General features: G+C 62.9%; 22 protein-coding genes. 6 read left to right on the forward strand and 16 right to left on the reverse strand.

Translation table 11 applies throughout. The features are described from left to right. Positions 1-152 precede the first annotated feature (152 nt). Together arfA and ACMTA2_RS28690 are read left to right on the forward strand one after the other, a co-directional pair. On the forward strand, positions 153-317 hold the full coding sequence (arfA, locus tag ACMTA2_RS28685) for an alternative ribosome rescue factor ArfA (RefSeq protein WP_003205882.1): 165 nt from the start codon (positions 153-155) through the stop codon (positions 315-317). 72 nt (positions 318-389) lie between these two features. Then, complete coding sequence (locus tag ACMTA2_RS28690) at positions 390-1,712, forward strand: lytic murein transglycosylase (protein WP_413792777.1); 1,323 nt, start codon at positions 390-392, stop codon at positions 1,710-1,712. Positions 1,713-1,824: 112 nt separating this feature from the next. Here the strand turns inward: ACMTA2_RS28690 and ACMTA2_RS28695 are convergent, their stop codons facing one another. The 13 genes from ACMTA2_RS28695 to ACMTA2_RS28755 all read right to left on the reverse strand — a co-directional run bounded on the left by ACMTA2_RS28695 (position 1,825) and on the right by ACMTA2_RS28755 (position 15,251). Continuing rightward, positions 1,825-2,769: a S66 peptidase family protein gene (locus ACMTA2_RS28695; RefSeq protein WP_413792778.1), complete on the reverse strand. Its 945-nt coding sequence runs from the start codon at positions 2,767-2,769 to the stop codon at positions 1,825-1,827. Positions 2,770-3,764: 995 nt separating this feature from the next. Beyond that, complete coding sequence (lipA, locus tag ACMTA2_RS28700) at positions 3,765-4,787, reverse strand: lipoyl synthase (protein ID WP_014340371.1); 1,023 nt, start codon at positions 4,785-4,787, stop codon at positions 3,765-3,767. A gap of 1 nt (position 4,788) precedes the next feature. Next, entirely contained in the window at positions 4,789-5,436 is a 648-nt protein-coding gene (lipB, locus tag ACMTA2_RS28705; protein WP_003205887.1) for a lipoyl(octanoyl) transferase LipB, read from the reverse strand. After that, complete coding sequence (locus tag ACMTA2_RS28710; RefSeq protein ID WP_053125656.1) at positions 5,436-5,711, reverse strand: DUF493 domain-containing protein; 276 nt, start codon at positions 5,709-5,711, stop codon at positions 5,436-5,438. The genes lipB and ACMTA2_RS28710 overlap by 1 nt, the downstream gene beginning before the upstream one ends. A gap of 81 nt (positions 5,712-5,792) precedes the next feature. Further along, positions 5,793-6,950 carry a D-alanyl-D-alanine carboxypeptidase family protein gene (locus ACMTA2_RS28715; protein ID WP_413792779.1) on the reverse strand — a complete coding sequence of 386 codons (1,158 nt, stop codon included), beginning with the start codon at positions 6,948-6,950 and terminating at the stop codon, positions 5,793-5,795. Positions 6,951-7,118: 168 nt separating this feature from the next. Then, a complete protein-coding gene (locus tag ACMTA2_RS28720) occupies positions 7,119-8,144 on the reverse strand; it encodes a septal ring lytic transglycosylase RlpA family protein (protein WP_413792780.1) in 1,026 nt (341 codons plus the stop codon). Continuing rightward, a complete protein-coding gene (gene mltB, locus ACMTA2_RS28725; RefSeq protein ID WP_413792781.1) occupies positions 8,144-9,154 on the reverse strand; it encodes a lytic murein transglycosylase B in 1,011 nt (336 codons plus the stop codon). Before mltB ends, ACMTA2_RS28720 begins: the two co-directional genes overlap by 1 nt. Before the next feature lie 17 nt (positions 9,155-9,171). After that, positions 9,172-10,275 carry a rod shape-determining protein RodA gene (gene rodA / locus ACMTA2_RS28730; protein ID WP_413795739.1) on the reverse strand — a complete coding sequence of 368 codons (1,104 nt, stop codon included), beginning with the start codon at positions 10,273-10,275 and terminating at the stop codon, positions 9,172-9,174. Positions 10,276-10,306: 31 nt separating this feature from the next. Beyond that, positions 10,307-12,202, reverse strand: coding sequence for a penicillin-binding protein 2 (mrdA, locus tag ACMTA2_RS28735; RefSeq protein ID WP_413792782.1), 1,896 nt, complete (start codon positions 12,200-12,202; stop codon positions 10,307-10,309). A 10-nt stretch (positions 12,203-12,212) separates the two neighbouring features. Further along, complete coding sequence (gene rlmH, locus ACMTA2_RS28740) at positions 12,213-12,680, reverse strand: 23S rRNA (pseudouridine(1915)-N(3))-methyltransferase RlmH (protein WP_047229490.1); 468 nt, start codon at positions 12,678-12,680, stop codon at positions 12,213-12,215. Between the two features lie 9 nt (positions 12,681-12,689). Continuing rightward, entirely contained in the window at positions 12,690-13,184 is a 495-nt protein-coding gene (gene rsfS, locus ACMTA2_RS28745; RefSeq protein WP_053125667.1) for a ribosome silencing factor, read from the reverse strand. Between the two features lie 71 nt (positions 13,185-13,255). Further along, positions 13,256-13,900, reverse strand: a complete 645-nt coding sequence (gene nadD / locus ACMTA2_RS28750) for a nicotinate-nucleotide adenylyltransferase (RefSeq protein WP_413795740.1) — start codon at positions 13,898-13,900, stop codon at positions 13,256-13,258. 43 nt (positions 13,901-13,943) lie between these two features. Beyond that, a complete protein-coding gene (locus ACMTA2_RS28755) occupies positions 13,944-15,251 on the reverse strand; it encodes a glutamate-5-semialdehyde dehydrogenase (RefSeq protein WP_413795741.1) in 1,308 nt (435 codons plus the stop codon). A 158-nt stretch (positions 15,252-15,409) separates the two neighbouring features. On the opposite strand from ACMTA2_RS28755, the gene ACMTA2_RS28760 reads away from it, so the two are divergent. Both ACMTA2_RS28760 and ACMTA2_RS28765 read left to right on the forward strand, forming a co-directional pair. Continuing rightward, positions 15,410-16,087, forward strand: coding sequence for a DNA-3-methyladenine glycosylase (locus ACMTA2_RS28760; protein ID WP_413792783.1), 678 nt, complete (start codon positions 15,410-15,412; stop codon positions 16,085-16,087). A gap of 197 nt (positions 16,088-16,284) precedes the next feature. Next, on the forward strand, positions 16,285-17,601 hold the full coding sequence (locus tag ACMTA2_RS28765; RefSeq protein ID WP_413792784.1) for a bifunctional DedA family/phosphatase PAP2 family protein: 1,317 nt from the start codon (positions 16,285-16,287) through the stop codon (positions 17,599-17,601). Positions 17,602-17,778: 177 nt separating this feature from the next. Here ACMTA2_RS28765 and ACMTA2_RS28770 read toward each other — a convergent pair whose 3' ends face one another. The 3 genes from ACMTA2_RS28770 to ACMTA2_RS28780 are packed head-to-tail and all read right to left on the reverse strand — an operon-like array spanning position 17,779 to position 19,458. Continuing rightward, positions 17,779-18,369 (reverse strand): LON peptidase substrate-binding domain-containing protein, encoded by a 591-nt coding sequence (locus ACMTA2_RS28770; RefSeq protein ID WP_413792785.1) that lies wholly within the window; start codon positions 18,367-18,369, stop codon positions 17,779-17,781. Between the two features lie 10 nt (positions 18,370-18,379). Beyond that, positions 18,380-19,096, reverse strand: coding sequence for an LrgB family protein (locus ACMTA2_RS28775; RefSeq protein WP_092444060.1), 717 nt, complete (start codon positions 19,094-19,096; stop codon positions 18,380-18,382). Then, the gene (locus tag ACMTA2_RS28780; RefSeq protein ID WP_413792786.1) at positions 19,093-19,458 is read right to left on the reverse strand and encodes a CidA/LrgA family protein; all 366 of its coding nucleotides are present in this window, start codon (positions 19,456-19,458) and stop codon (positions 19,093-19,095) included. Before ACMTA2_RS28780 ends, ACMTA2_RS28775 begins: the two co-directional genes overlap by 4 nt. A gap of 191 nt (positions 19,459-19,649) precedes the next feature. On the opposite strand from ACMTA2_RS28780, the gene ACMTA2_RS28785 reads away from it, so the two are divergent. Further along, on the forward strand, positions 19,650-20,105 hold the full coding sequence (locus tag ACMTA2_RS28785) for a MaoC family dehydratase (protein ID WP_053125683.1): 456 nt from the start codon (positions 19,650-19,652) through the stop codon (positions 20,103-20,105). A 102-nt stretch (positions 20,106-20,207) separates the two neighbouring features. Further along, a complete protein-coding gene (locus ACMTA2_RS28790; protein WP_413792787.1) occupies positions 20,208-21,926 on the forward strand; it encodes a C13 family peptidase in 1,719 nt (572 codons plus the stop codon). Positions 21,927-21,946 lie beyond the last annotated feature (20 nt).

Raw genomic sequence — 21,946 nt, forward strand, 5'->3', positions numbered from 1 at the left:
TCAGGTCTGCTGCGCAGCCCAGCGGGGATAAATCCCCTCGCCACAACTTTGTCCGATTTGCTGACAATTGAAGCACGCCGCCGGGACTGGACAGCCCCCCAACTCTGCCCCATGATCTGCATCGCAAAACCCACCCCACGAGAGACGCCAGCATGAGCAAAAAGCCATCCAAGCATGGCCCCAACAAGGCCAAATCCATCGTCGCCCAACCCCTGTTCCGCAGCCGCCAGGAACGACCCGCCAAGGGCAAGGGCAGCTACCGCCGCGAAGCCTTCCAGTCTGACAACTGGGAGGCTTCTTGCTTTCTGGCCGCTTGAAACACTCGGACAAGCCCTACGCCCCTTTCGCATGTTAAGGTCAGCACCTGATTTGTATTTCTGGACCCGTGCATGCCCTCCTGTCTTTCCCATCGTTGGCCACTGCGCCAAATGATTGTTGCCGCAAGCGTTGTCCTGCTTGTCGCCTGCGCCGAAAAACCTACTGCCGCCGACGCCCAACCGCTCCAGACCGCTCCCGCCATGACCGCTCCGGCCATCGTGCCGCCTGTGGTGCCCACCGGTGATGACCTGGCCATTGCGCCCACCCAGACCTTCGCCGAATGGCAGGCCGGGTTCCGCAAGGAAGCGCTGGCCGCCGGGATCCGTGCCGATTTGTTCGACCGTGCGTTTGTCGGTGTCAGCCCGGACATGAGCGTGATCAAGGCCGACCGCAGCCAGCCGGAATTCACCCGCCCCGTGTGGGAATACCTCGACGGCGCGCTGTCGCCGCTGCGGGTCAACAAAGGCAAGAGCCTGATCCAACAGAATGCCCAGGTCCTGCAAAGCATCGAGCAGCGCTATGGCGTCGATCGCGAAGCGCTGGTGGCCGTGTGGGGCATGGAGAGCAACTTCGGCCAGTTCCAGGGCAGCAAGTCGGTGATCAACTCCCTGGCGACCCTGGCCTACGAAGGACGGCGCCCGGGCTTTGCCCATGCGCAATTGATCGCCGCGCTGCAAATCCTGCAACAGGGCGATATCACACCGGAAAAAATGCTTGGCTCCTGGGCCGGCGCCATGGGCCAGACCCAGTTCATTCCCACCACGTACAACACCCATGCGGTGGATTTCGACGGCGACGGTCGCCGCGACATCTGGGGCAGCGCCAGCGACGCCCTGGCCTCGACCGCGCACTACCTGCAAAGCTCCGGCTGGCAGCGCGGCCAGCCGTGGGGGTTCGAAGTGCGGCTCAAATCGGGGTTCAATTACCCTCTCGCCGATGGCACGACCCGCAAGCCTGTCTCCGAATGGCTGCAATTGGGCGTCAGCCTGCCCAACGACGGTCAGGTTCCGGCCGGTTCCGAACACTTGTCGGCGTCCCTGCTGCTGCCGGCCGGCTATCGTGGCCCGGCGTTCCTGGTGCTCGACAACTTCCGCGCCATCCTCAAGTACAACAACTCTTCATCCTATGCATTGGCAGTCAGCCTGCTGTCCGAGCGCTTCGTCGGCGCCGGGTTGATCGACGGCCAATGGCCCAAGGACGACCTCCCACTGAGCCGCAGCGAACGGATCGAGTTGCAGACACTGCTCAGCAAGCACAACTACGACGCCGGCAATCCGGACGGCATCATCGGCGCCAACACCCGCAAGGCCATCCGCAGCGCCCAACAGTCGTTCGGCTGGCCGGCGGATGGGTATCCGACGCACCAGTTGCTGGAGGCGTTGCGTAACCGCTGAATGGCCGTATGGCGGCTACCGCTATCGCGAGCAAGCTCGCTCCCACAGGTATTCACGATCAACCTGTGGGAGCGAGCTTGCTCGCGATGACTGAGTGACAGACGCTACACGACTAACGACTGACCACCACATCCTGTTCCAGCACCAACCTCTTCTCCCCCGCATCCAATCTCACCAACGCCCCCATGGGCAAGGTCAGGTTCGGATCGCAATGCCCGCTGCGCCAACCGGACAGCACCGGGATACGCAACGGCTCGAAGGTCTGCTTGAGCAAGCGGTTCAACGCCTCAAGATCCACCCCGGCTATATCCCCGACCAAGACCCCACGCAACTTCGCCAGCGTGCCCGCCAGGCGCAATTGGGTCAGCAGTCGGTCGATACGATACAGCGGCTCGTTGACGTCTTCGATGAACAGGATCACCCCGTCGGCGTCGATCTGGTAAGGCGTGCCCATGGTCGCGGCAATCATCGACAGGTTACCCCCCAGCAGACGTCCGTGGGCGATGCCCGGTTCAACAGTGGTCAATGGATACGCTGCGGGATGGCTTAGCACGCTGCCGGCCTTCAACTGGCCACGCAGCAGGCTGAAAAATGAGGTGACGGTTGGGGGTTCTTTGTCGCCCAGCAGATCGGCGTTGAGCAACGGGCCGTGGAAGGTCACGAAGCCTGCGTAGCGACTGATGGCCAGGTGCAGGGCAGTGATGTCGCTGTAGCCTACGAATGGTTTGGGGTGGCGTCGCAGGAGGTCGAAGTCGATGCGGTCCAGCAGGCGTGGCGTGCCGTAGCCGCCGCGCAGGCAGATGATGGCTTTGACCTCTGGGTCGGCGAAGGCGGCGTGCAGGTCGTTGAGCCGTACTTCGTCGCTGCCGGCCAGGTAGCCGTTCTTTTCATAGACGCCAGGGAAGATCCGGAGCTCATGACCCCGGGCGCGCATCCATTGGATGGCTTTTTCCGTGTCCAGGGGGGCGGGACCGGCGGGGGCGATTACGGCGATCAAGCCTTCGGATGGGAGTGCCGGGACGGGTTGATGTGGATTCAGGACTTGGGTGGATTCCATGGATTTCCCGGTTTTTTCGGCGTGTTATGCGTGTATATCCGTTTTTTTTATAACGGCGGCTGGCGGTTCCGCTCTTACAGCGGGTCACTTTTGGAAGAGCGCCAAAAGTAACCAAAAACGCTTTGCCCCACCACTCGGTGCCTCGCCTAGGCTCGGCATGCCCGAACGCAGGCATTGCTCCGTGGGCCGCCGCGAAGGGCCATCCATGGCCCAGCGCGGCTATCCCGGCATCCATGCCGGGATGCCCACTGCGCAATACCTGCGTTCGGCCATCGTGGTTAACGGGGCGCCAAGATCAAGATCCAAAGCAAAGCAAAGCGCGACATATCCAGCATCTATGTAACTGAAACACCGCTATCGCGAGCAAGCTCGCTCCCACAAAAGGGGGTGGTGTACAGCATCTGCATACGACACACAAACCCTGTGGGAGCGAGCTTGCTCGCGAAGGCGTCGGCACATCCAACATCATCAAAAACTGATACGCCGCTTTCGCGAGCAAGTTCGCTCCCACAAAAGGGGGTGGTGTTCACAGCATCTGCATACGACACACAAACCCTGTGGGAGCGAGCTTGCTCGCGAAGGCGTCGGCACATCCAACATCACCGCAAACTGACACACCGCTTTCGCGAGCAAGCCCGCTCCCACAGGAGAAACGCGTTCACTCTAAGCCAGGCCGGCTATAAGGCCGCCTCGCGCAGCTTTTGATCTGGGGCGCCCCGTTAACCACGATGGCCGAACGCAGGTATTGCGCAGTGGGCACCTCGGCATGGATGCCGAGGTAGCCGCGCTGGGCCATGGATGGCCCTTCGCGGCGGCCCACGGAGCAATGCCGGAGTGAGGGCACACCGAGCCTAAGCGAGGTGCCGAGTGGTGGGGCAAAAGCGTTTTGGTTACTTTTGCGCTCTTCAAAAGTGACCCGCCGTAAGGGCGGAACCATAAGCCGCCGTTACGCAAAAACGGATATGCACACCACCCCAAAAACCAACGCTAAAAAATCAGGATCCGAGCAGCTCAGCCTTGACCAACTTGGCCTGCTCATCCGCATGATACGAAGACCGCACCAACGGCCCCGAAGCCACGTTCTTGAAGCCCATCTTGTACCCTTCCTCAGCAAACCAGGCAAAGGTATCCGGATGCACAAAACGCTGCACCGGCAGGTGACTACGCGAAGGCTGCAAGTACTGCCCCAAGGTCAGCATGTCGATGTCATGCTCACGCATGCGCTTCATGACCTCGATGACTTCCTCATCAGTCTCACCCAGGCCCAGCATCAAGCCGGACTTGGTCGGAATGTGCGGCATCATCTGCTTGAAGCGCTGCAGCAAGGTCAACGACCACTGGTAATCCGACCCCGGACGCGCGGCCTTGTACAGGCGCGGCACGGTTTCCAGGTTGTGGTTGAACACATCCGGCGGCTCGGCGGCGGTGATTTCCAGGGCGATGTCCATGCGGCCCCGGTAATCGGGCACCAGGGTCTCCAACTGCACGTTCGGCGACAGCTTGCGGATCTCGCGGATGCAGTCGGCGAAGTGCTGGGCACCGCCGTCACGCAGGTCGTCGCGGTCCACCGAGGTGATGACCACGTACTTGAGCTTCAGGTCGGCGATGGCGATGGCCAGGCTTTCCGGCTCGTTGGTGTCCAAGGGCTTTGGACGGCCGTGGCCGACGTCGCAGAATGGGCAGCGACGGGTGCAGATGTCGCCCATGATCATGAACGTGGCGGTGCCGCCAGAGAAGCACTCGCCCAGGTTCGGGCAGGACGCTTCTTCGCAGACGCTGTGCAGCTTGTGCTTGCGCAGCAGGGCCTTGATACGATCGACTTCCGGGGAAACCGGGATGCGCACGCGGATCCAGTCGGGTTTCTTCGGCAGTTCGGTGGTGGGGATGATCTTGACCGGGATGCGTGCAACCTTCTCGGCGCCGCGCAGCTTGACGCCGGCCTCTACCTTGGCACGCGGGGCCGGACGCTCGGTGACGTCCAGCGTCGGGATCATGGTTTGCACTGCATCAGTAGTCATATCAGTCGATTCCGCCCGTGAGGGTCGTCTGCTCAGCATAGTCGAGGTGTTTGACGAGCTGCGCGCGCAGCCGGGCACTTACCTCGGCAAATTCAATCGATCCTGCGTGCTCGCTCAACTGGGTCATCGCCAGTCCTGCGTAGCCACAGGGATTAATCCGTCGGAATGGCGCAAGGTCCATGTCCACGTTCAACGCCAGGCCGTGAAACGAACAGCCGTGGCGGATCCGCAAACCCAGGGACGCGATTTTCGCCCCATCGACGTACACACCCGGCGCGTCGGGCTTGGCCGCCGCTGTTACCCCATAGCTGGCCAGCAGCTCGATCAGGCACGTTTCCATGCGGGTGACCAGCTCGCGTACGCCAAACCCCAGCTTGCGCACATCCAGCAACAGGTAGGCGACCAACTGGCCAGGGCCATGGTAGGTCACCTGCCCGCCCCGGTCGACCTTCACCACCGGGATATCCCCCGGCAGCAACAGGTGCTCGGCCTTGCCGGCCTGGCCCTGGGTGAACACCGGCGGGTGTTCCACCAGCCAGACTTCATCGTCGGCGGTGGTGCCACGTTCGTTCGTGAAGCGTTGCATGGCATGCCAGACGGGCTCGTAAGCCATCGTGCCCAGCTCGCGAAAGCCCAGCGTGCCCGGCATCACAACACCATGTGCACGAAACCGGTCGCTCGCAGCTCGCTGTTGATGTCGTAGAGCTGCTCCTGACCAGTGGCAATGATGTGCAACTGGATCGTCGTGTACTTGCCGTTGGTACTCTGGCGTTCGGCCAGGGTCTTGTGATCAACGGTGGCATGTTTTTCAAGGATCGCGATGATCTTGTCCTTGAAACCCACACCGGTGTCGCCGATGACCTTGATGGGGTAATCCGCGCAGGGAAATTCGATCTTTGGCGCCTTTACTTCGGAGTCTGTCATGGCGTAACGGCCTCGTAAGCCGTGGTAACGCACATGGCCCCGCTCCGGATGGGAACGGGGCCATGCAGGTCAACACTTCAATCAGTTGAACAAGCCGTAGAAGAATAGACGGATGCTATCCCAGATGCGGCGGAAGATACCACCTTCCTCAACCGCGTCCAGAGCGATCAGGTCAGCGCTGTGCACCACTTTGTCGTCCAGCTTGACTTCGACTTTACCGATCACGTCGCCCTTGGCGATGGGCGCGGTCAGTTGCGGGTTCATGGTCATGCTGGCAGCGAGCTTCTTGAGCTGGCCTTTGGGCAAGGTCATGGTCAGGTCTTGGGCCAGGCCGGCCTTGACCTGGTTGTTCGAGCCTTTCCAGACCTGGGCCTGGGCCAGCTCGGTGCCCTTCTGGTAGAAGGTCTGGGTTTCGAAGAAACGGAAGCCGTAGGTCAACAGCTTCTGGGTCTCGGCGGCACGGGCCACTTCGCTGTTGGTGCCGAAGACGACGGCGATCAGGCGCATGCCGTCACGCACGGCCGAAGACACCATGCAATAGCCAGCCTCTTCGGTGTGACCGGTCTTCAAGCCATCGACGGTCTTGTCGCGCCACAGCAGCAGGTTGCGGTTGGGCTGCTTGATGCCGTTCCAGAAGAACTCCTTCTGGGAGTAGATGGCGTAGTGCGCCGGGTCTTCGTGGATGATCGCCCGGGCCAGGATCGCCATGTCGTGAGCCGACGAATAGTGCTCAGGGTTCGGCAGGCCGGTGGGGTTCATGAAGTGGCTGTTGGTCATGCCCAGGTCGGCCACGGTTTTGTTCATCATGTCGGCGAACGCATCTTCGCTGCCGGCGATGTGCTCGGCCAGGGCGACGCTGGCGTCGTTGCCGGACTGGATGATGATGCCGTGCAGCAGGTCGCTGACGGTCACTTGCGAACCGACCTTGATGAACATGCGCGAACCGCCGGTGCGCCAGGCGTTTTCGCTGACGGTCACCGGATCGTTTTCACCGATCTGGCCGCGACGGATCTCCAGCGTGGCGATGTAGGCGGTCATCAGCTTGGTCAGGCTGGCCGGTGGCAGGCGCTGGTCACCGTTGTTCTCTACCAGCACCTCGCCGCTGCTGGCATCCATGAGCACAAAGGATTTGGCGGCCAATTGAGGAGGCGCCGGCATCATCTCGACCGCGAACGCGGCCGGTGAGAGAAGCAGCGGGACTAGCAGGCAAAGGCGTTTGGCAAAGGTGGTGATGTTCATCCGTCTCTCGAAATCGCTAATGGGACTTGCCCGAAGGCAAAACTAAAACAGGCAACCTTCTAACGGGCTGCCGCGTATTTAAGTTGCTCACTCACACCCTTGCCGGGCTTTTATTATTCATGGAGCCAACAACCTGACCCGCTCCAACCGCGAGCGGGCCTCATTCAATTACTCGGCGGTGACCAGGCTCGGCGAACCGAGATTGGCCAGGCGCACACTGTTCTGCACCTGCTGGACCTCACCCGGAGAACCGATCGGCCCCAGGCGCACCCGATGCAGTGTCTGCTGGTTGCGCACGATCGAGCTGATGAACACCGGAGCGCTCACCATCGAGCTGAGCTTCGCCCTCAGCAACTCGGCAGCGTCCGGGTTGGCGAACGCGCCCACTTGCAGAAACTGGCCAGACGCTGTTGCAGAAGCGTTTTTTTTTGCATCGATCTGTACCGGCACTACGGCCGCGGCGTGTTGCTGCGGCGGTGGTGTCCACTGCTCGACCGTGCCGGTGGACGCCGTCACGGTTGGCGCGGCATTTTGCGCCACTTTCGGCTCGTTGAGCATCAAAGGCGCCGGACGGCCGCGTTGGGCCCACCATTCCTGGGGATCAATGCCTTCGACCTTGACCCGGGCAGTGCCGGTTTCAGCGTAACCGAGTTTTTTCGCCGCTGCATACGACAGGTCGATGATACGGTCGGAATAGAACGGCCCACGGTCATTGACCCGCAGGATCACGCTCTTGTTGTTGTCCAGGTTGGTCACCCGCACATAGCTGGGCAGCGGCAGGGTCTTGTGGGCCGCGCTCATGCCGTACAGGTCGTACACTTCGCCGTTGGCGGTGTTCTGGCCGTGGAACTTGGTGCCGTACCAGGACGCCGTGCCCGAGGCCACGTAGCGCTTGGAATCGGCCATCGGGAAATAGGTCTTGCCCAGCACCGTGTACGGGTTGGCCTTGTAGGGGCCGGTGTGCAGGGTCGGCGTGGCGTCGGGAATGCGCGAGACATCCACGTCCCACCACGGCGCGCCATCCTTGTGGGCGCGGTTGATGTCCAGGCCCGGCGTCGCGCGCACGGCGCTGGTGTTTTTCTGGACCGGCGCGCGGCTGGTCGAACAACTGACGACCAGCAGCGACAGCGCGGCCAACGCCACCAGCTTGAAAGGCTTGGTTTTCAGGGGTGGGTTGGTAGGCAATGCCCGCATTATTTGACGCCCCGTGCTTTGACCAGCTCTTCAGACAGTTGATATACGGCCATGGCGTACATCACGCTGCGGTTATAACGCGTAATCGCGTAGAAATTCTTCAGGCCCATCCAGTACTCGGGGCCTTGTTCGCCTTCCAGGCGCATCGCGGTGACCGGCATGTCGTCACGCAACGCATCATGACTCGACCAGCCCAACGCCCGCAACTCCCCGACGGTTTTCGTCGGCTCGATGCCCTCGGTCAGGCCCTCGTCCACTTGCTCGCCACGCACGTCGGCGCGGCTGACCACCGGCTGCCCGGCTTCCCAGCCGTGGCGCTTGAAATAGCTGGCGACACTGCCGATGGCATCGGTGGGGTTGGTCCAGATATTGATGTGGCCGTCGCCGTCGAAGTCCACCGCATAGGCGCGGAAACTGCTGGGCATGAATTGCGGCAGGCCCATGGCCCCGGCGTAGGAACCCTTGAGGGTCAGCGGATCGACCTGCTCTTCCCGGGCCAGCAGCAGGAACTCGCGCAGCTCCTTGCGGAAGAACTCGGCACGCGGCGGGTAATCGAAGCCCAGGGTCGACAGCGCGTCGATTACCCGGAAATTCCCGGTGTTGCGGCCAAAGAAGGTCTCGACGCCAATGATCGACACAATGAACTGGGCCGGCACACCGTATTCCTGCTCGGCACGGGCCAGGGCCGCCTCATGCTGGCGCCAGAAGTCCACGCCCCGGGCGATACGCGCCTCGGAGATGAACATCGGCCGGTACTCGCTCCACTGCTTGACCCGCTCGGCGGGCCGGGAGATCGCGTCGAGGATCGACTGCTTGCGCTCGGCCTCGCGAAACACCCCCATCAATTGCTCGCCGGCGAAACCGTAGTCGCGGGTCATCTCACCGACGAATTCGGCCACCTGCGGCGAACCTTCGTATTCACCGGCCACAGCATGGGAGGCACTGCCCAGGAAGCCGACCAGGCCGATCCACGGCGCGTATCGCGTCGACCAGCCACGCATTGCTTGCATTGAATTCCTCACCTTATTCAAACCTGCGCGATCCACTTGCGATGCGTATGAATCGACATCAAAACCCCAAACGCTGACAGTAGTGTCACCAGCGAAGTTCCTCCGTAGCTAATGAAAGGCAACGGCACCCCTACAACCGGCAACAGGCCACTGACCATACCGATGTTGACGAAAACATAAACAAAAAACGTCATGGTCAGGCTGCCCGCGAGCAACTTGCCGAACAACGTCTGGGCCTGGGCGGTGATCACCAGCCCCCGGCCGATCAGCAATAAATAGATCAACAGCAGCACGCAGATGCCCACCAGGCCGAACTCCTCGCCCATCACGGCGATGATGAAGTCGGTGTGGCTTTCCGGCAAAAAGTCCAGGTGCGACTGGGTGCCCATCAGCCAGCCCTTGCCGAACACCCCGCCAGAGCCGATGGCGGCCTTGGACTGGATGATGTTCCAGCCGGTGCCCAGCGGATCGCTCTCCGGGTCGAGGAATGTCAGGACGCGCTGCTTCTGGTAGTCGTGCATCACGAAATACCACATGGCCACCGACACCGGCACGGCGGCGGCGATCACGCTGAGGATCCAGCGCCAGCGCAACCCGCCCATGAACAGCACGAACGCACCGCCGGCCAGGATCAGCAGCGAGGTGCCAAGGTCCGGTTGGCGGACGATCAAGATGAACGGAATGCCGATCAGCAACAGGCTGATACACACATGCTTGAGCTGTGGCGGCAAGGAGCGCTTGGACAAGTACCAGGCGATGGTCGCCGGCATGATGATCTTGAGGAATTCCGAAGGCTGGAAGCGGATCACCCCGGGAATGTTGATCCAGCGGGTGGCGCCCATGGCGTTGTGGCCCATGATGTCCACCACCACCAGCAAACCGACGCCGACGATATAAGCCACCGGCACCCAGCGCGCCATGAACCGCGGCTCGAGCTGGGCGATGACGATCATCGACACCAGGCCGATGCCGAACGAGCTGGCCTGCTTGGCCAGCAAGTCCCAGCTCTTGCCACTGGCCGAATACAGCACGAAGAGGCTACCGGCGGCCAGGGTCAGCAGCAGGATCAGCAACGGGCCGTCGATATGCATGCGCTGCAACAAGGTGGCACGGCGGCGCATCACGTCTTCGCTGGAGAGGATCCGGTCGAAATTATTCTTCACGGGCCGTAGCCTCCGCGGTGATGGGGCTTGCGTATTCAGGCTTGAGCTGGCCGTGTTCATCCAGCAGCCAGGCGTCCATGATCTGGCGCACCACTGGCGCGGCGACGCCGGAGCCGGACTCGCCGTTCTCCACCATCACCGCCACGACAATCCTGGGGTTCTCGGCCGGCGCGAAGCCTACGAACAAGGCGTGGTCGCGATGGCGCTCCTGGACCTTCGAGCGGTCGTACTTCTCGCCCTGCTTGATGGCGACGACCTGGGCCGTACCACTCTTGCCGGCAATGCGGTACTGCGCGCCGATGGCCGCCTTGCGGGCGGTGCCCCGGGCGCCGTGCATGACCTGCTGCATGCCGATGTTGACCTTCTGCCAGTCCGACGGGTTGCGCAGGATGATGTCCGGCATCGGGTCCGGGTCCACCGGTTTCTGGCCTTCGATGGTCTTGGCCAGGTGCGGGCGATACCACTTGCCCTTGCTCGCCACCAGCGCGGTGGCCTGGGCCAGTTGCAGCGGCGTGGCCTGCATGTAGCCCTGGCCGATCCCCAGAATCAGGGTTTCGCCAGGGAACCAGGCCTGGCGCCGGGTCGCCCGCTTCCATTCCCGGGAAGGCATCAGCCCGGGCGATTCTTCGAACATGTCCAGGGAGACTTTCTGACCGAGGCCGAACTTGTTCATGTAGGACGACAACCGATCGATCCCGAGCTTGTGGGCCAGGTCGTAGAAGTAGGTGTCGTTGGAACGCATGATCGCCGTTTCCAGGTCCACGTAGCCGTCACCGGTGCGGTTCCAGTTGCGGTACTTGTGGTCGTAGTTCGGCAACTGGTAATACCCAGGGTCGTAGACCCGGCTCGACGCGGTGACCACCCCGGCATCCAACCCGGCAATCGCCACGGCCGGCTTGATGGTCGACCCCGGCGGATAGAGACCGCGCAACACGCGGTTGAACAACGGCCGGTCGATGGAATCCCTCAGCTCGGCGTAAGCCTTGAAGCTGATACCGGTGACGAACAGGTTCGGATCGAAGCTTGGCTGGCTGACCATCGCCAGCACTTCACCCGTATTCGGGTCCAGTGCCACCACCGCGCCACGCCGGCCGCCCAGCGCGGCCTCGGCGGCTTCCTGCAACTTGATGTCCAGGCTCAGGACGATGTCCTTGCCGGGGATCGGGTCGGTGCGCTTGAGCACCCGCAATACGCGGCCGCGGGCATTGGTCTCGACTTCCTCGTAACCCACCTGGCCGTGCAACTCGGCTTCGTAGAAGCGCTCGATGCCGGTCTTGCCGATATGGTGGGTGCCGCTGTAGTTGACCGGGTCGAGGGTCTTGAGCTCTTTCTCGTTGATCCGCCCCATGTAGCCGACCGAGTGGGCAAAGTGCGGCCCCTGGGGGTAATGCCGCACCAGTTGCGCCACCACCTCGACGCCCGGCAGGCGGAACTGGTTGACCGCGATCAGGGCGATCTGCTCTTCGGTCAGCTCGAACATGATCGGTACCGGCTCGAAGGGACGCCGGCCCTGGCGCATGCGCTTCTCGAAGATCGCCCGGTCCTCGGGCGTCAACTGCAGCACGTCGACGATCACGTCGAGGACTTTCTGCCAGTCGCCGGAGCGCTCGCGGGTCATGCTCAGGCTGAAGCTGGGCCGGTTATCCGCCACCACCACGCCATTGCGGTCGAAGATCAGCCCGCGGGTTGGCGGAATCGGCTGTACGTGTACCCGGTTACTCTCCGACAAGGTCGAGTGATACTCGTACTGGATCACCTGGAGGAAATACAACCGCGCAATCAGCACGCCGATCAGCGTCACCACCGCAATAGCGCCGAACACGACGCGACCCCGCACCAGGCGGGCGTCTTTTTCGTGGTCCTTGATGCGGATCGGCTGGGGCATGAGGGCAGGATTACTTGTGGTAAGGGTGCCCGGACAGGACTGTCCAGGCACGATACAGCTGTTCGCCGATCAGGATCCGCACCAGCGGGTGCGGCAACGTCAACGGCGACAACGACCAGCGCTGATCGGCCCGGGCACAGACTTCCGGCGCCAGCCCTTCGGGGCCACCGACCATGAAGTTGACCGTGCGCGCGTCCAGCCGCCAGCGGTCGAGCTCCACCGCCAACTGCTCGGTGCTCCAGGGCTTGCCGTGGACTTCGAGGGTGACGATGCGCTCGTTCGGCCCGACCTTGGCCAGCATGGCTTCGCCTTCCTGGCGGATGAAGCGCGCCACGTCGGCGTTCTTGCCACGGGTGTTGAGCGGAATTTCCACCAGTTCCAGGGCCAGCTCGGACGGAAGACGCTTGGCATATTCATGCCAGCCTTCTTCCACCCACTTGGGCATGCGAGAACCGACGGCGATCAGGCGCAGTCGCACAGCGGTCCCTTATTGCTGGTCTTTGTTGAGCTTGGTGAAGTGCTCATGGGGGTTTTCCGGGCTGTGGTGCGCGGCACTGGCCGAACGGCTCTGCTCGGCACCGGCCCACAGGCGCTCCAGGTCGTAGAACTGGCGCGCCGAGGCGGTCATCATGTGCACGATGACATCGTCCATGTCCAACAGCACCCAGTCGCTGTCGCCCTTGCCTTCTTCGCCCAGCGGCTTGACGCCCTGGGCCTTGACCGCTTCGCGGACCTTGTCCAGCATCGCGCCGATCTGGCGGTTGGAGGTACCGGTGGCGATGATCATGTAGTCCGTGATGCTCTGCTTATCACGGACGTCGATGACCTGGATGTCCTGGGCCTTGACGTCTTCCAGGGCCGCCACGGCCACCTTGACCAGCTCTTCGCCGACCAACGCCACACCGGTGTGGGCCTCTACGGGCAGCGGGGCGCTCTTGAACGTGCCTTTGCGCTTTACTTTGTTTACGTCTTTGTCAGTCATATAAAACTCGTTTTGCTCGTATGTTCGGGCGCTTCGCTACACGCATTCACGTGCCTTGAAGCACACCTTTTTCAGTTCGACGCACGGTAAAGCCCGTGCGCATCGATGTAGGCCAGGACCGCGTCGGGCACCAGGAAACGTACCGACTTACCGCTGGCCAGCAGTTGACGGATCTGGGTGGCGGATACCGCGAGCGGCGTCTGCCAGACGAATGCAATCTGTCCGCTCGGCCCTTTCAGGGCCAGCGGGTCGCTCACCGAGCGGGCCGCCAGCAGGTTGCGCAAGGCATCCGGCGGCTCGCTGTCGGCATCCGGGCGTTGCAACACCAGGATGTGGCAATGCTGGAGCAACTCTTCCCAGCGATGCCAAGTGGGCAGGCCGCAAAATGCGTCCCAGCCCAGAAGCAGGAAAACCTGGGCATCAGCGGCCAGTTCGGCGCGTATCAGCTCCAGGGTATCAATGGTGTAGGACGGTTTGTCCCGCTGCAATTCGCGGGCGTCCACCACCAACGGTGCCACACCGGCCACCGCGCACTCGACCATCGCCAGGCGATCCTGCGCCGACACCTGCGGCGCGTCCCGGTGAGGCGGCCGCGCACTGGGCGTCAGGCGTAGCTCATCGAGGGCCAGGGCGTCGGCGACTTCCAGCGCACCGCGCAAATGGCCGATGTGCACCGGGTCGAACGTGCCGCCCAGGATACCGATGCGCCGGGGCAAGGTTGTCGTCGTCACAGCGGTCGACAGGTCGAGGTCGCCCAAGTCAGGCTGGCTCCTGTCCGCGCAACTGGCCGTCACCGACCACGATGTACTTCTCGCACGTCAACCCTTCGAGGCCCACCGGGCCGCGGGCGTGCAGCTTATCAGTAGAAATGCCGATCTCGGCACCCAATCCGTATTCAAAACCGTCGGCGAAGCAGGTCGGGGTGTTGATCATCACCGACGCCGAATCCACTTCGGCCACGAAGCGCCGGGTTTCACCCAGGTTTTCACTGACAATGGAGTCGGTGTGGTGCGAGCCGTGGCGGTTGATGTGCTCGATGGCCTCCTCCAACCCGTCGACCACGCGGATCGACAGAATCGGCGCCAGGTATTCGGTGTCCCAGTCTTCTTCCGTGGCCGCAACGGCCTCGATGATCGCCCGGGTACGCTCGCAACCGCGCAGTTCGACGCCTTTTTCGCGGAACTGGGCGGCCATCGACGGCAGGAAATCCTGGGCGACGGCCTGGTCCACCAGCAGGGTTTCCATGGCGCCGCAGATACCATAGCGGTAGGTCTTGGCGTTGAAGGCGATGCGCTGGGCCTTCGGCAATTCGGCGTGGGCACTGACGTAGACGTGGCAGATGCCGTCCAGGTGCTTGATCACCGGCACGCGGGCGTCACGGCTGACCCGTTCGATCAGGCCCTTGCCGCCACGCGGCACGATGACATCGACGAATTCGGGCAGGGTGATCAGGGCGCCGACCGCGGCGCGGTCGGTGGTCTCCACCACTTGCACCACGGCCGCCGGCAGATCGGCCTCGGCCAGGCCGCGCTGGATGCAGGCGGCAATGGCGCGGTTGGAATGGATGGCCTCGGAACCGCCCCGCAGGATGGTCGCGTTACCCGACTTCAGGCACAGGCTCGCGGCGTCGATGGTCACGTTCGGCCGCGACTCGTAGATGATCCCGACCACGCCCAGGGGCACACGCATCTTGCCGACCTGGATGCCCGACGGGCGGTAGCTCATGTCGCGGATCGCCCCGACCGGGTCCGGCAGGGCCGCGACCTGACGCAGACCGACGATCATGCCGTCGATGCGGGCCGGGGTCAGCGCCAGGCGCTCGAGCATGGCCGGTTCCAGGCCATTGGCCCGGCCAGCGGCCAGGTCCCGTTCGTTGGCGGCGGACAACTCGGCGCGCGCAGCGTCCAGCGCATTGGCGGCGGCCTGCAGGGCGCGGTTTTTCTGCGCGGTGCTGGCCCGGCCGATGATGCGCGACGCTTGGCGAGCGGCGCGACCCAGGCGGGTCATGTAGTCAAGAACGGACTCAGTCATGGTCTGTGTGGTCTTGGCGGTGGGAAAGCGGCAGATTATAGCTGTCGTAACCCTCGACTAACAGCATGGACTCGCAGGGGTGACCGGCGGAGAAGTAAAACAGGCGTAAACAGCAGGTTGAAGCGAGTGTTCAGCGGTGATTAAGCTTTCCATTGCTATCATCGCGCTTCCTTTGGCCTCACTCGTTTATCGCCATGACCGATCTGCCATCGCCCAACGCCCTGCCCCCTGCCTTTTTTGATCGCGACGCCCAGGTCCTTGCCAAGGACCTGCTGGGCAAGGTCATTCGCCACAAGGTCGGCGACCTGTGGCTCAGTGCGCGGATCATCGAGACCGAGGCGTATTACTTCGCCGAAAAAGGCAGCCACGCCTCGCTGGGCTACACGGAAAAACGCAAGGCTTTGTTTCTGGATGGCGGGCACATCTATATGTACTACGCCCGGGGCGGCGATTCGCTGAACTTCAGCGCCCAGGGCCCCGGCAACGCGGTGCTGATCAAATCGGCCTACCCGTGGGTCGATGCCCTTTGCGGGCCGGCGAGCCTGGCGCAAATGCTGTTGAACAACCCCGACGCCCAAGGCCGGCCGCGCACAGCGCAAAAACTCTGTGCCGGCCAGACCCTGTTATGCAAGGCCCTCGGACTGAAAGTGCCAGAATGGGACGCCAAGCGCTTCGACCCCGAGCGTCTGCTGGTGGAAGATGTCGGCGTGCCGACGGTCAATGTCATCCAGACCACCCGCCTGGGCATTCCCCTGGGACGGGACGAGCACTTGCCCTACCGCTTTGTCGATGCGGCCTATGCGCCGTGGTGCACCCGGAACCCGCTGCGACGGGGGCAGGTCGAAGGGCGTGATTATTTTTTGCTTTCATGAACACACCGCACAACCCTGTGGGAGCGAGCTTGCTCGCGATGGCGCCGGGTCAGCAGAATTGATGTTGACTGACACATCGCAATCGCGAGCAAGCTCGCTCCCACAGTTGATTTTCAGTGGCCACAGTTTTTTGTGTTCACAACTGAACCCCACAGGGGTTCAGAGCATGCCGATAACTGTTCAATGGAGTTGTACTTATGGGCCAATGGCTCGATAGCATCACCGGCTGGTTGACCGTCAACCCGCAATGGCTGGCGGTGGCGGTGTTCATCGTCGCCTGCGTGGAATGCCTGGCGATTGCCGGGTTGATCGTGCCGGGCACGGTGTTGTTGTTCGCGATCGCGGTGCTGGCCGGCAGCGGCGCGCTGTCCCTGGGCGAAACCTTGTTGCTGGGCCTGCTCGGGGGCTTGCTGGGAGACCTGGTGTCCTACTTCCTCGGCCGTCATTTCCACCAGAACATCCGGCGCCTGCCGGGGCTGCGGCACCACCCGGAATGGATGAGCGCGGCCGAAAGCTACTTCCAGCGCTACGGCATCGCCAGCCTTCTGGTCGGGCGCTTCATCGGCCCGCTAAGGCCGATGCTGCCGATGGTGGCCGGGATGTGCGACATGCCATTCCCACGCTTCGCCGCCGTCAGCGTGCTGGCCGCGGCGGGCTGGACCGTGGCGTACCTGTTGCCCGGCTGGGCCACCGGGGCGGCGTTCCGCCTGCCATTGCCCGAAGGTTTCTGGCCACAGGCCGGGGTGGTGGTCGGCAGCATCGCGGTGATGATCGGGCTGAGCGTCAACAGCAGCATGCGCCGCCACCGGCACGCCACGGCGCTGATAGCCGGCCTGGGGCTGGTGATCCTGATCGGCCTGTTCATCGGCTTTCGCTACCTCACGGCCTTCGACCAGGGGCTGATGACGCTGGTCCAGGAACACCGCAGCCCAACGCTGGACGAAATCGCCGTGACCTTCACGCTGATCGGCGAATTCCGCAACATGCTGATTTTCAGCGCCCTGCTGACCGGCTTGTTGCTGCTGGCGCGCCAATGGCGCCAGGCAATCTTTGCCGGCGGCACCATGCTGCTTACCGCCCTGGCCAATACCGGCAGCAAGCATTTCTTCGCCCGCGTGCGCCCGGAGATCCTCACCGACCCACTGACCAGCTACAGCATGCCCAGCGGTCATGCCTCCGGCGCATTCGCGCTGTTCCTGAGCCTCGCCATCCTGGCCGGGCGCGGACAACCGCCGCGCATGCGCCTGACCTGGCTGTTGCTGGGCTGCTTGCCGGCACTGGCCATCGCTCTGTCGCGGGTCTACCTGGGAGCCCATTGGCCGAGCGACATCGTCGCAGGCGCCATGCTCGCCGCCTGCGTCTGCGCCGCCGTCCTGTGGCTGAGCCAACGCCAGGCCCCACTGCAGGCCATGCCACCGAAAATCTGGTGGCTGGTCCTGCCGGCGATGGTGGCGGTGTTCAGCTTCTTCGCGCTGCGGCACTTGCCCCATGCGATGTTGCGGTATGCCTATTAGGCAATCGCGAGCAAGCTCGCTCCCACAGTGGAATGAGCTGGAACGCAATCCTTGTGGGAGCGAGCTTGCTCGCGATGACCGCTGAACATTCAACATTGATGCAAGCTGACCCACCGCTATCGCGAGCAAGCTCGCTCCCACAGGGGGGGCAGTGCTGTTCGGTGAATATGCGTTGGGTCAGGCGAAGAGTTCGCCTTGCAACTCATCCAGCAAGGCTTGGATCGCATCCAGGCGCTGCTGCGGGTCGTCGAGTTGCAGCAGGTCGATCTTGTCCAGCTCATTGAACGGCAGCAGGTAAGCCAGTTGATTGGCCAGCGATTGCTGGCCGGTCGCTTCGGTGCCCATGTTCAGCGCTTCGACCATCGGGTGCTCGGCCAGGGCCTTGAGCAGCGCCACCAGGTCGGCGTCTTCCTCTTGTAGCGGTTGCTCCGGCTCCTCCTCCAGCCACTCGACTTCAGCGACCGTCAGTTGATCCGCCTGGACACGGCTGCCATGGACGATAAAGCGTCGGCCGCCCTGCACGCGGATCCCCAGCAGACCATTGTCCTGCTGGGAGAAATCGGTGATACGCGCCTCACAACCGACCCGCGCATAGCCTTCAGGCGCGATGCCGACCTCCTCGCCATCGAGGATGCACACCACGCCAAAGCCTTCGCCCTTTTTCATGCAGCGGCCAATCATGTCGAGGTAGCGCGCCTCGAAAATCTGCAAGTCGAGGATGCAACCGGGGAACAGCACGGTGTTCAACGGGAAAAGCGGCAAGCTCATAACCAATTCCTTAAACCGTCATCGACACCACCAACGGCAGCAACACCGCCGTGGCCACACCCATCAGACTCATCGCCAGCGCCGCGAAGGCACCCGACTCCTCGCTTTCCTGCAACGCCACCGACGTACCCACCGCATGGGCCGCCAGCCCCAGGGCCATGCCCCGGGCCTCAGGGCTATGGACACCCAACCGGGTCAGAATACTCGGGCCAAGGATCGCCCCCAGCACCCCGGTGATCAACACGAACACCGCCGCCATGGCTGCCACGCCGCCGATCTGCTCGGCCACCAGCATGGCGATCGGCGAGGTCACGGACTTGGGTGCCATGGTCATCAGGATCATGTGCTCGGCGCCAAAAGCCCAGCCCAGCAAAACCGCAGAGCCCGTGGCAAATACCCCGGCTATCACCAGCGTAGTAAAAATCGGCCAGAACAACTGCCGGATCCGTCGCAGGTTCAAATACAGCGGCACCGCCAGGGCAACCGTGGCCGGGCCCAGCAGAATGCTGAGGATCTCGGTGCTCTTGCGGTATTCGGCATAACCGATGCCGCAGCCGACCAGCACGCCGATCAACAGCACCATCGACATCAGCACCGGTTGCAGGAACACCCAGCGGGTCTTTTCGAACGCCGCCAACACCAGCTGATAGGCGCCCAAGGTAATGCCGATGCCGAACAGCGGATGGTGGATCACCGACGTCCAGGCGCCCTGCCAGTCGAGCATCATTGGCTGTCCTCCGGGGCGGCGACGTGACGGCGAGCCAGGCGCTGCATCAGCACGCCCGTCAGTGCCACGGACAGCACCAGGGACAAGGTCAGCGCGCCAACGATGGCCCAGAAGTCAGCGGCAATCGCCCCGGCGTAGACCATCACCCCCACCGCTGGCGGCACCAGCAGCAAGGGCAAGTAACGCAGCAGGCTGCCGGCGGCCAGGTTCAAGGGTTCGCTGACTTCGCCGCGCACCACCAGATAGCCCAGCAGCAACAGCAGGCCAATGATCGGCCCCGGCAGCACCGGCAAGAACAAATGATTGATCGCAGTGCCCAGCAATTGAAACACCACCAGCCAGGTCAGGCCCCGTAGCAACATCCGCTCTCTCCCCCTGCAACAGATCCAATGAACGCGCCGGCATTATAAGCATGCCCGCGCTATGGTTCGGCATTCGTAAAAAGCATGGTCGATGACCTTCCCGGCGCGCCATGTTGATCTACAGTGGTTCTCCGGGGACACCAATCCCCGTTCCAGAAAAAGCAAAACCGATGAACCCAAGGAGAGTCTCAATGCCCTACGTCCCCGTTGCAGCGCTCAAAGATTATGTCGGCAAGGAACTTGGACGTTCCGAATGGCTCACCATCGACCAGGACCGCATCAACCTGTTCGCCGAAGCCACTGGCGACTTTCAGTTCATCCACGTCGATCCGGTCAAGGCCGCGCAGACCCCGTTCGGCAGCACCATCGCCCACGGTTTCCTGTCGTTGTCGCTGATGCCCAAGCTGATGGAAGACATCCTGATCCTGCCCGAAGGCGTGAAGATGGTCGTCAACTACGGCCTGGACAGCGTGCGTTTCATCCAACCGGTGAAGGTCGATTCCAAGGTCCGGCTCAAGGTCGACCTGGTGGACGCCACCGAGAAAAAACCCGGCCAATGGCTGCTCAAGGCCACCGCCACCCTGGAAATCGAAGGCTCGGAAAAACCGGCCTACATCGCCGAGCCGCTGTCGCTCTGCTTCGTGTAAACCTGTGCGGTGGCGAAACCGCTCAGGCAGTTTCGCATCGCTTCACTGTATCTGGCGCGCATAGCTGCGGCATACTCGGGGCCTGATGACCTGGATTTCGTTATGCGCCTATTCGTCCCCCTGACTCTGACCCTGTTGCTCACCGCCTGTGGCGACGGCGAATCGCCGCTGCCTCCCGACGCGCGCCTGCCCGACGGCGGCCGCTATCGGGGCGATCTGGTGGACGGGCTGCTGCAAGGCCAGGGGCGCATCGACTACCCCAATGGCAGCTGGTATGCCGGGCAGTTCGACAAGGGCCAATGGCACGGCACCGGGGAATGGCATGGCAGCAATGGCGAGGTCTATCGTGGCCAGTTCCATCAGGGTCTGTTCGACGGCCAGGGCAGCCTGACCACCCCCACCAGCAGCTACACCGGCGGCTTCAAGCTGGGGCGCAGGGACGGTGAAGGGACGCTCAAGGAAAACGGCATGACCTACCGGGGCGAGTTCAAGGCCGACCGCTATTCCGGCCTCGGACGCCTGGAACTCGACGACGGCAGCCAGTACCAGGGCCCGTTCGTCAACGGCAAGCCCAACGGTGAAGGCCAGCGCTTCGACGCCAGCGGCAACCAGTTCACCGGGCATTTTGTCGACGGGCAACTGCAGGGCAAGGGCACCTTCAACAGCGCCGAGGGCGATGTCTACATCGGCGGTTTCAAGAACAACCAGCTCAATGGGCGCGGCCGCTACGAAAATGCCGACGGCGATGTCTGGATCGGCCAGTTCAAGGACGGCGCGCTGACCGGCAAGGGCGAGCTGATTGGCGCCGACGGCAGCCACTACCTCGGTCGCTTCAACGATTGGCGCTTTACCGGCGAGGGCCGCCTGAACCTGCCCGACGGCAGTTTCTACATCGGCCAGTTCGAACACGACAGCTACCACGGGCGCGGCACCCTGGTGCTGACCGATGGCACCGTACAAAGCGGCACCTGGGCCAACGGGCAACGGGTGCGCGACGGGGACGGCAGGCTGCTGCCGGATGTGCTCGAACTCGGCGTGCTGGCCCAGGGCCGTCTGCTGGAGGATGCCCTGGCCAACATTCCGGCCTCGACCCCAGCGGTGGAACTGTACAGCCTGACCCTGGGCGGCGACGGCAAGCAAAGCGTGTTCCTGCGCGAATCCGACTACGTCGCCAACATGCTCGCCAGCCGTTTCGGCGCGTTCGGCCAGATCCGCCTGGTGAACCATCGTGACCACCTCAGCGACCGGCCCATGGCCAGCCGCGAAAGCCTGCGCCGCGCCGCCGCCACCCTGGCCGAGCGCAGTGGCCCGGAAGACCTGATTTTCATCTACCTGACCAGCCACGGCACCAGCGAGCATGAGCTGGTGCTCGACCAGCCGCGCATGGAACTGGCCGACCTGCCCGCCGATGAACTGGCCGTGGTCCTGGCGCCGCTGAAACACCGCGACAAGATCGTGGTGATCTCGGCCTGTTATTCCGGCGGTTTCATCCCGGCACTCAAGGATGAGCGCACGCTGATCATGACCGCCTCCCGGGCCGACCGAGTGTCCTTCGGCTGCTCCGAGGAAGCCAACTTCACCTACTTCGGCGATGCGCTGTTTGCCCAGGCATTGAACCAGACCGACGACTTGGAGAAGGCCTTCAAACGGGCCAAGGCCACTGTGGCCGAACGGGAACAGGCCGACAACTTCGAAGCCTCGGAACCGCAGATATGGGCGCCCAGGACGGTCCTTTCCCACTGGCAACTGCTGCGCAAACAGCAGGCCCGTAAAGCGTTGCAAAGTGCGGCATTGAACGACGAGGGCACAAAGAGCAACTAAGCTGAACCGTATCAAGGGGG

It is taken from the genome of Pseudomonas medicaginis (assembly GCF_965119365.1).
In the GTDB taxonomy this organism is placed as follows: Bacteria; Pseudomonadota; Gammaproteobacteria; order Pseudomonadales; family Pseudomonadaceae; genus Aquipseudomonas.

What these genes read in the sequence shown, in the direction of transcription:
- ACMTA2_RS28710 (WP_053125656.1), bottom strand. Translation starts at nt 5,711, where the DNA reads ATGACAGACTCCGAAGTAAAGGCGCCAAAGATCGAATTTCCCTGCGCG.
- ACMTA2_RS28780 (WP_413792786.1), bottom strand. Translation starts at nt 19,458, where the DNA reads ATGTTGCTACGGGGCCTGACCTGGCTGGTGGTGTTTCAATTGCTGGGC.
- ACMTA2_RS28785 (WP_053125683.1), top strand. Translation starts at nt 19,650, where the DNA reads ATGCCCTACGTCCCCGTTGCAGCGCTCAAAGATTATGTCGGCAAGGAA.
- ACMTA2_RS28695 (WP_413792778.1), bottom strand. Translation starts at nt 2,769, where the DNA reads ATGGAATCCACCCAAGTCCTGAATCCACATCAACCCGTCCCGGCACTC.
- ACMTA2_RS28770 (WP_413792785.1), bottom strand. Translation starts at nt 18,369, where the DNA reads ATGAGCTTGCCGCTTTTCCCGTTGAACACCGTGCTGTTCCCCGGTTGC.
- mrdA (WP_413792782.1), bottom strand. Translation starts at nt 12,202, where the DNA reads ATGCCCCAGCCGATCCGCATCAAGGACCACGAAAAAGACGCCCGCCTG.
- lipB (WP_003205887.1), bottom strand. Translation starts at nt 5,436, where the DNA reads ATGCCGGGCACGCTGGGCTTTCGCGAGCTGGGCACGATGGCTTACGAG.
- ACMTA2_RS28790 (WP_413792787.1), top strand. Translation starts at nt 20,208, where the DNA reads ATGCGCCTATTCGTCCCCCTGACTCTGACCCTGTTGCTCACCGCCTGT.
- ACMTA2_RS28760 (WP_413792783.1), top strand. Translation starts at nt 15,410, where the DNA reads ATGACCGATCTGCCATCGCCCAACGCCCTGCCCCCTGCCTTTTTTGAT.
- ACMTA2_RS28765 (WP_413792784.1), top strand. Translation starts at nt 16,285, where the DNA reads ATGGGCCAATGGCTCGATAGCATCACCGGCTGGTTGACCGTCAACCCG.
- ACMTA2_RS28690 (WP_413792777.1), top strand. Translation starts at nt 390, where the DNA reads ATGCCCTCCTGTCTTTCCCATCGTTGGCCACTGCGCCAAATGATTGTT.
- ACMTA2_RS28720 (WP_413792780.1), bottom strand. Translation starts at nt 8,144, where the DNA reads ATGCGGGCATTGCCTACCAACCCACCCCTGAAAACCAAGCCTTTCAAG.
- ACMTA2_RS28775 (WP_092444060.1), bottom strand. Translation starts at nt 19,096, where the DNA reads ATGATGCTCGACTGGCAGGGCGCCTGGACGTCGGTGATCCACCATCCG.
- arfA (WP_003205882.1), top strand. Translation starts at nt 153, where the DNA reads ATGAGCAAAAAGCCATCCAAGCATGGCCCCAACAAGGCCAAATCCATC.
- ACMTA2_RS28715 (WP_413792779.1), bottom strand. Translation starts at nt 6,950, where the DNA reads ATGAACATCACCACCTTTGCCAAACGCCTTTGCCTGCTAGTCCCGCTG.
- rsfS (WP_053125667.1), bottom strand. Translation starts at nt 13,184, where the DNA reads ATGACTGACAAAGACGTAAACAAAGTAAAGCGCAAAGGCACGTTCAAG.
- rodA (WP_413795739.1), bottom strand. Translation starts at nt 10,275, where the DNA reads ATGCGCCGCCGTGCCACCTTGTTGCAGCGCATGCATATCGACGGCCCG.
- mltB (WP_413792781.1), bottom strand. Translation starts at nt 9,154, where the DNA reads ATGCAAGCAATGCGTGGCTGGTCGACGCGATACGCGCCGTGGATCGGC.
- lipA (WP_014340371.1), bottom strand. Translation starts at nt 4,787, where the DNA reads ATGACTACTGATGCAGTGCAAACCATGATCCCGACGCTGGACGTCACC.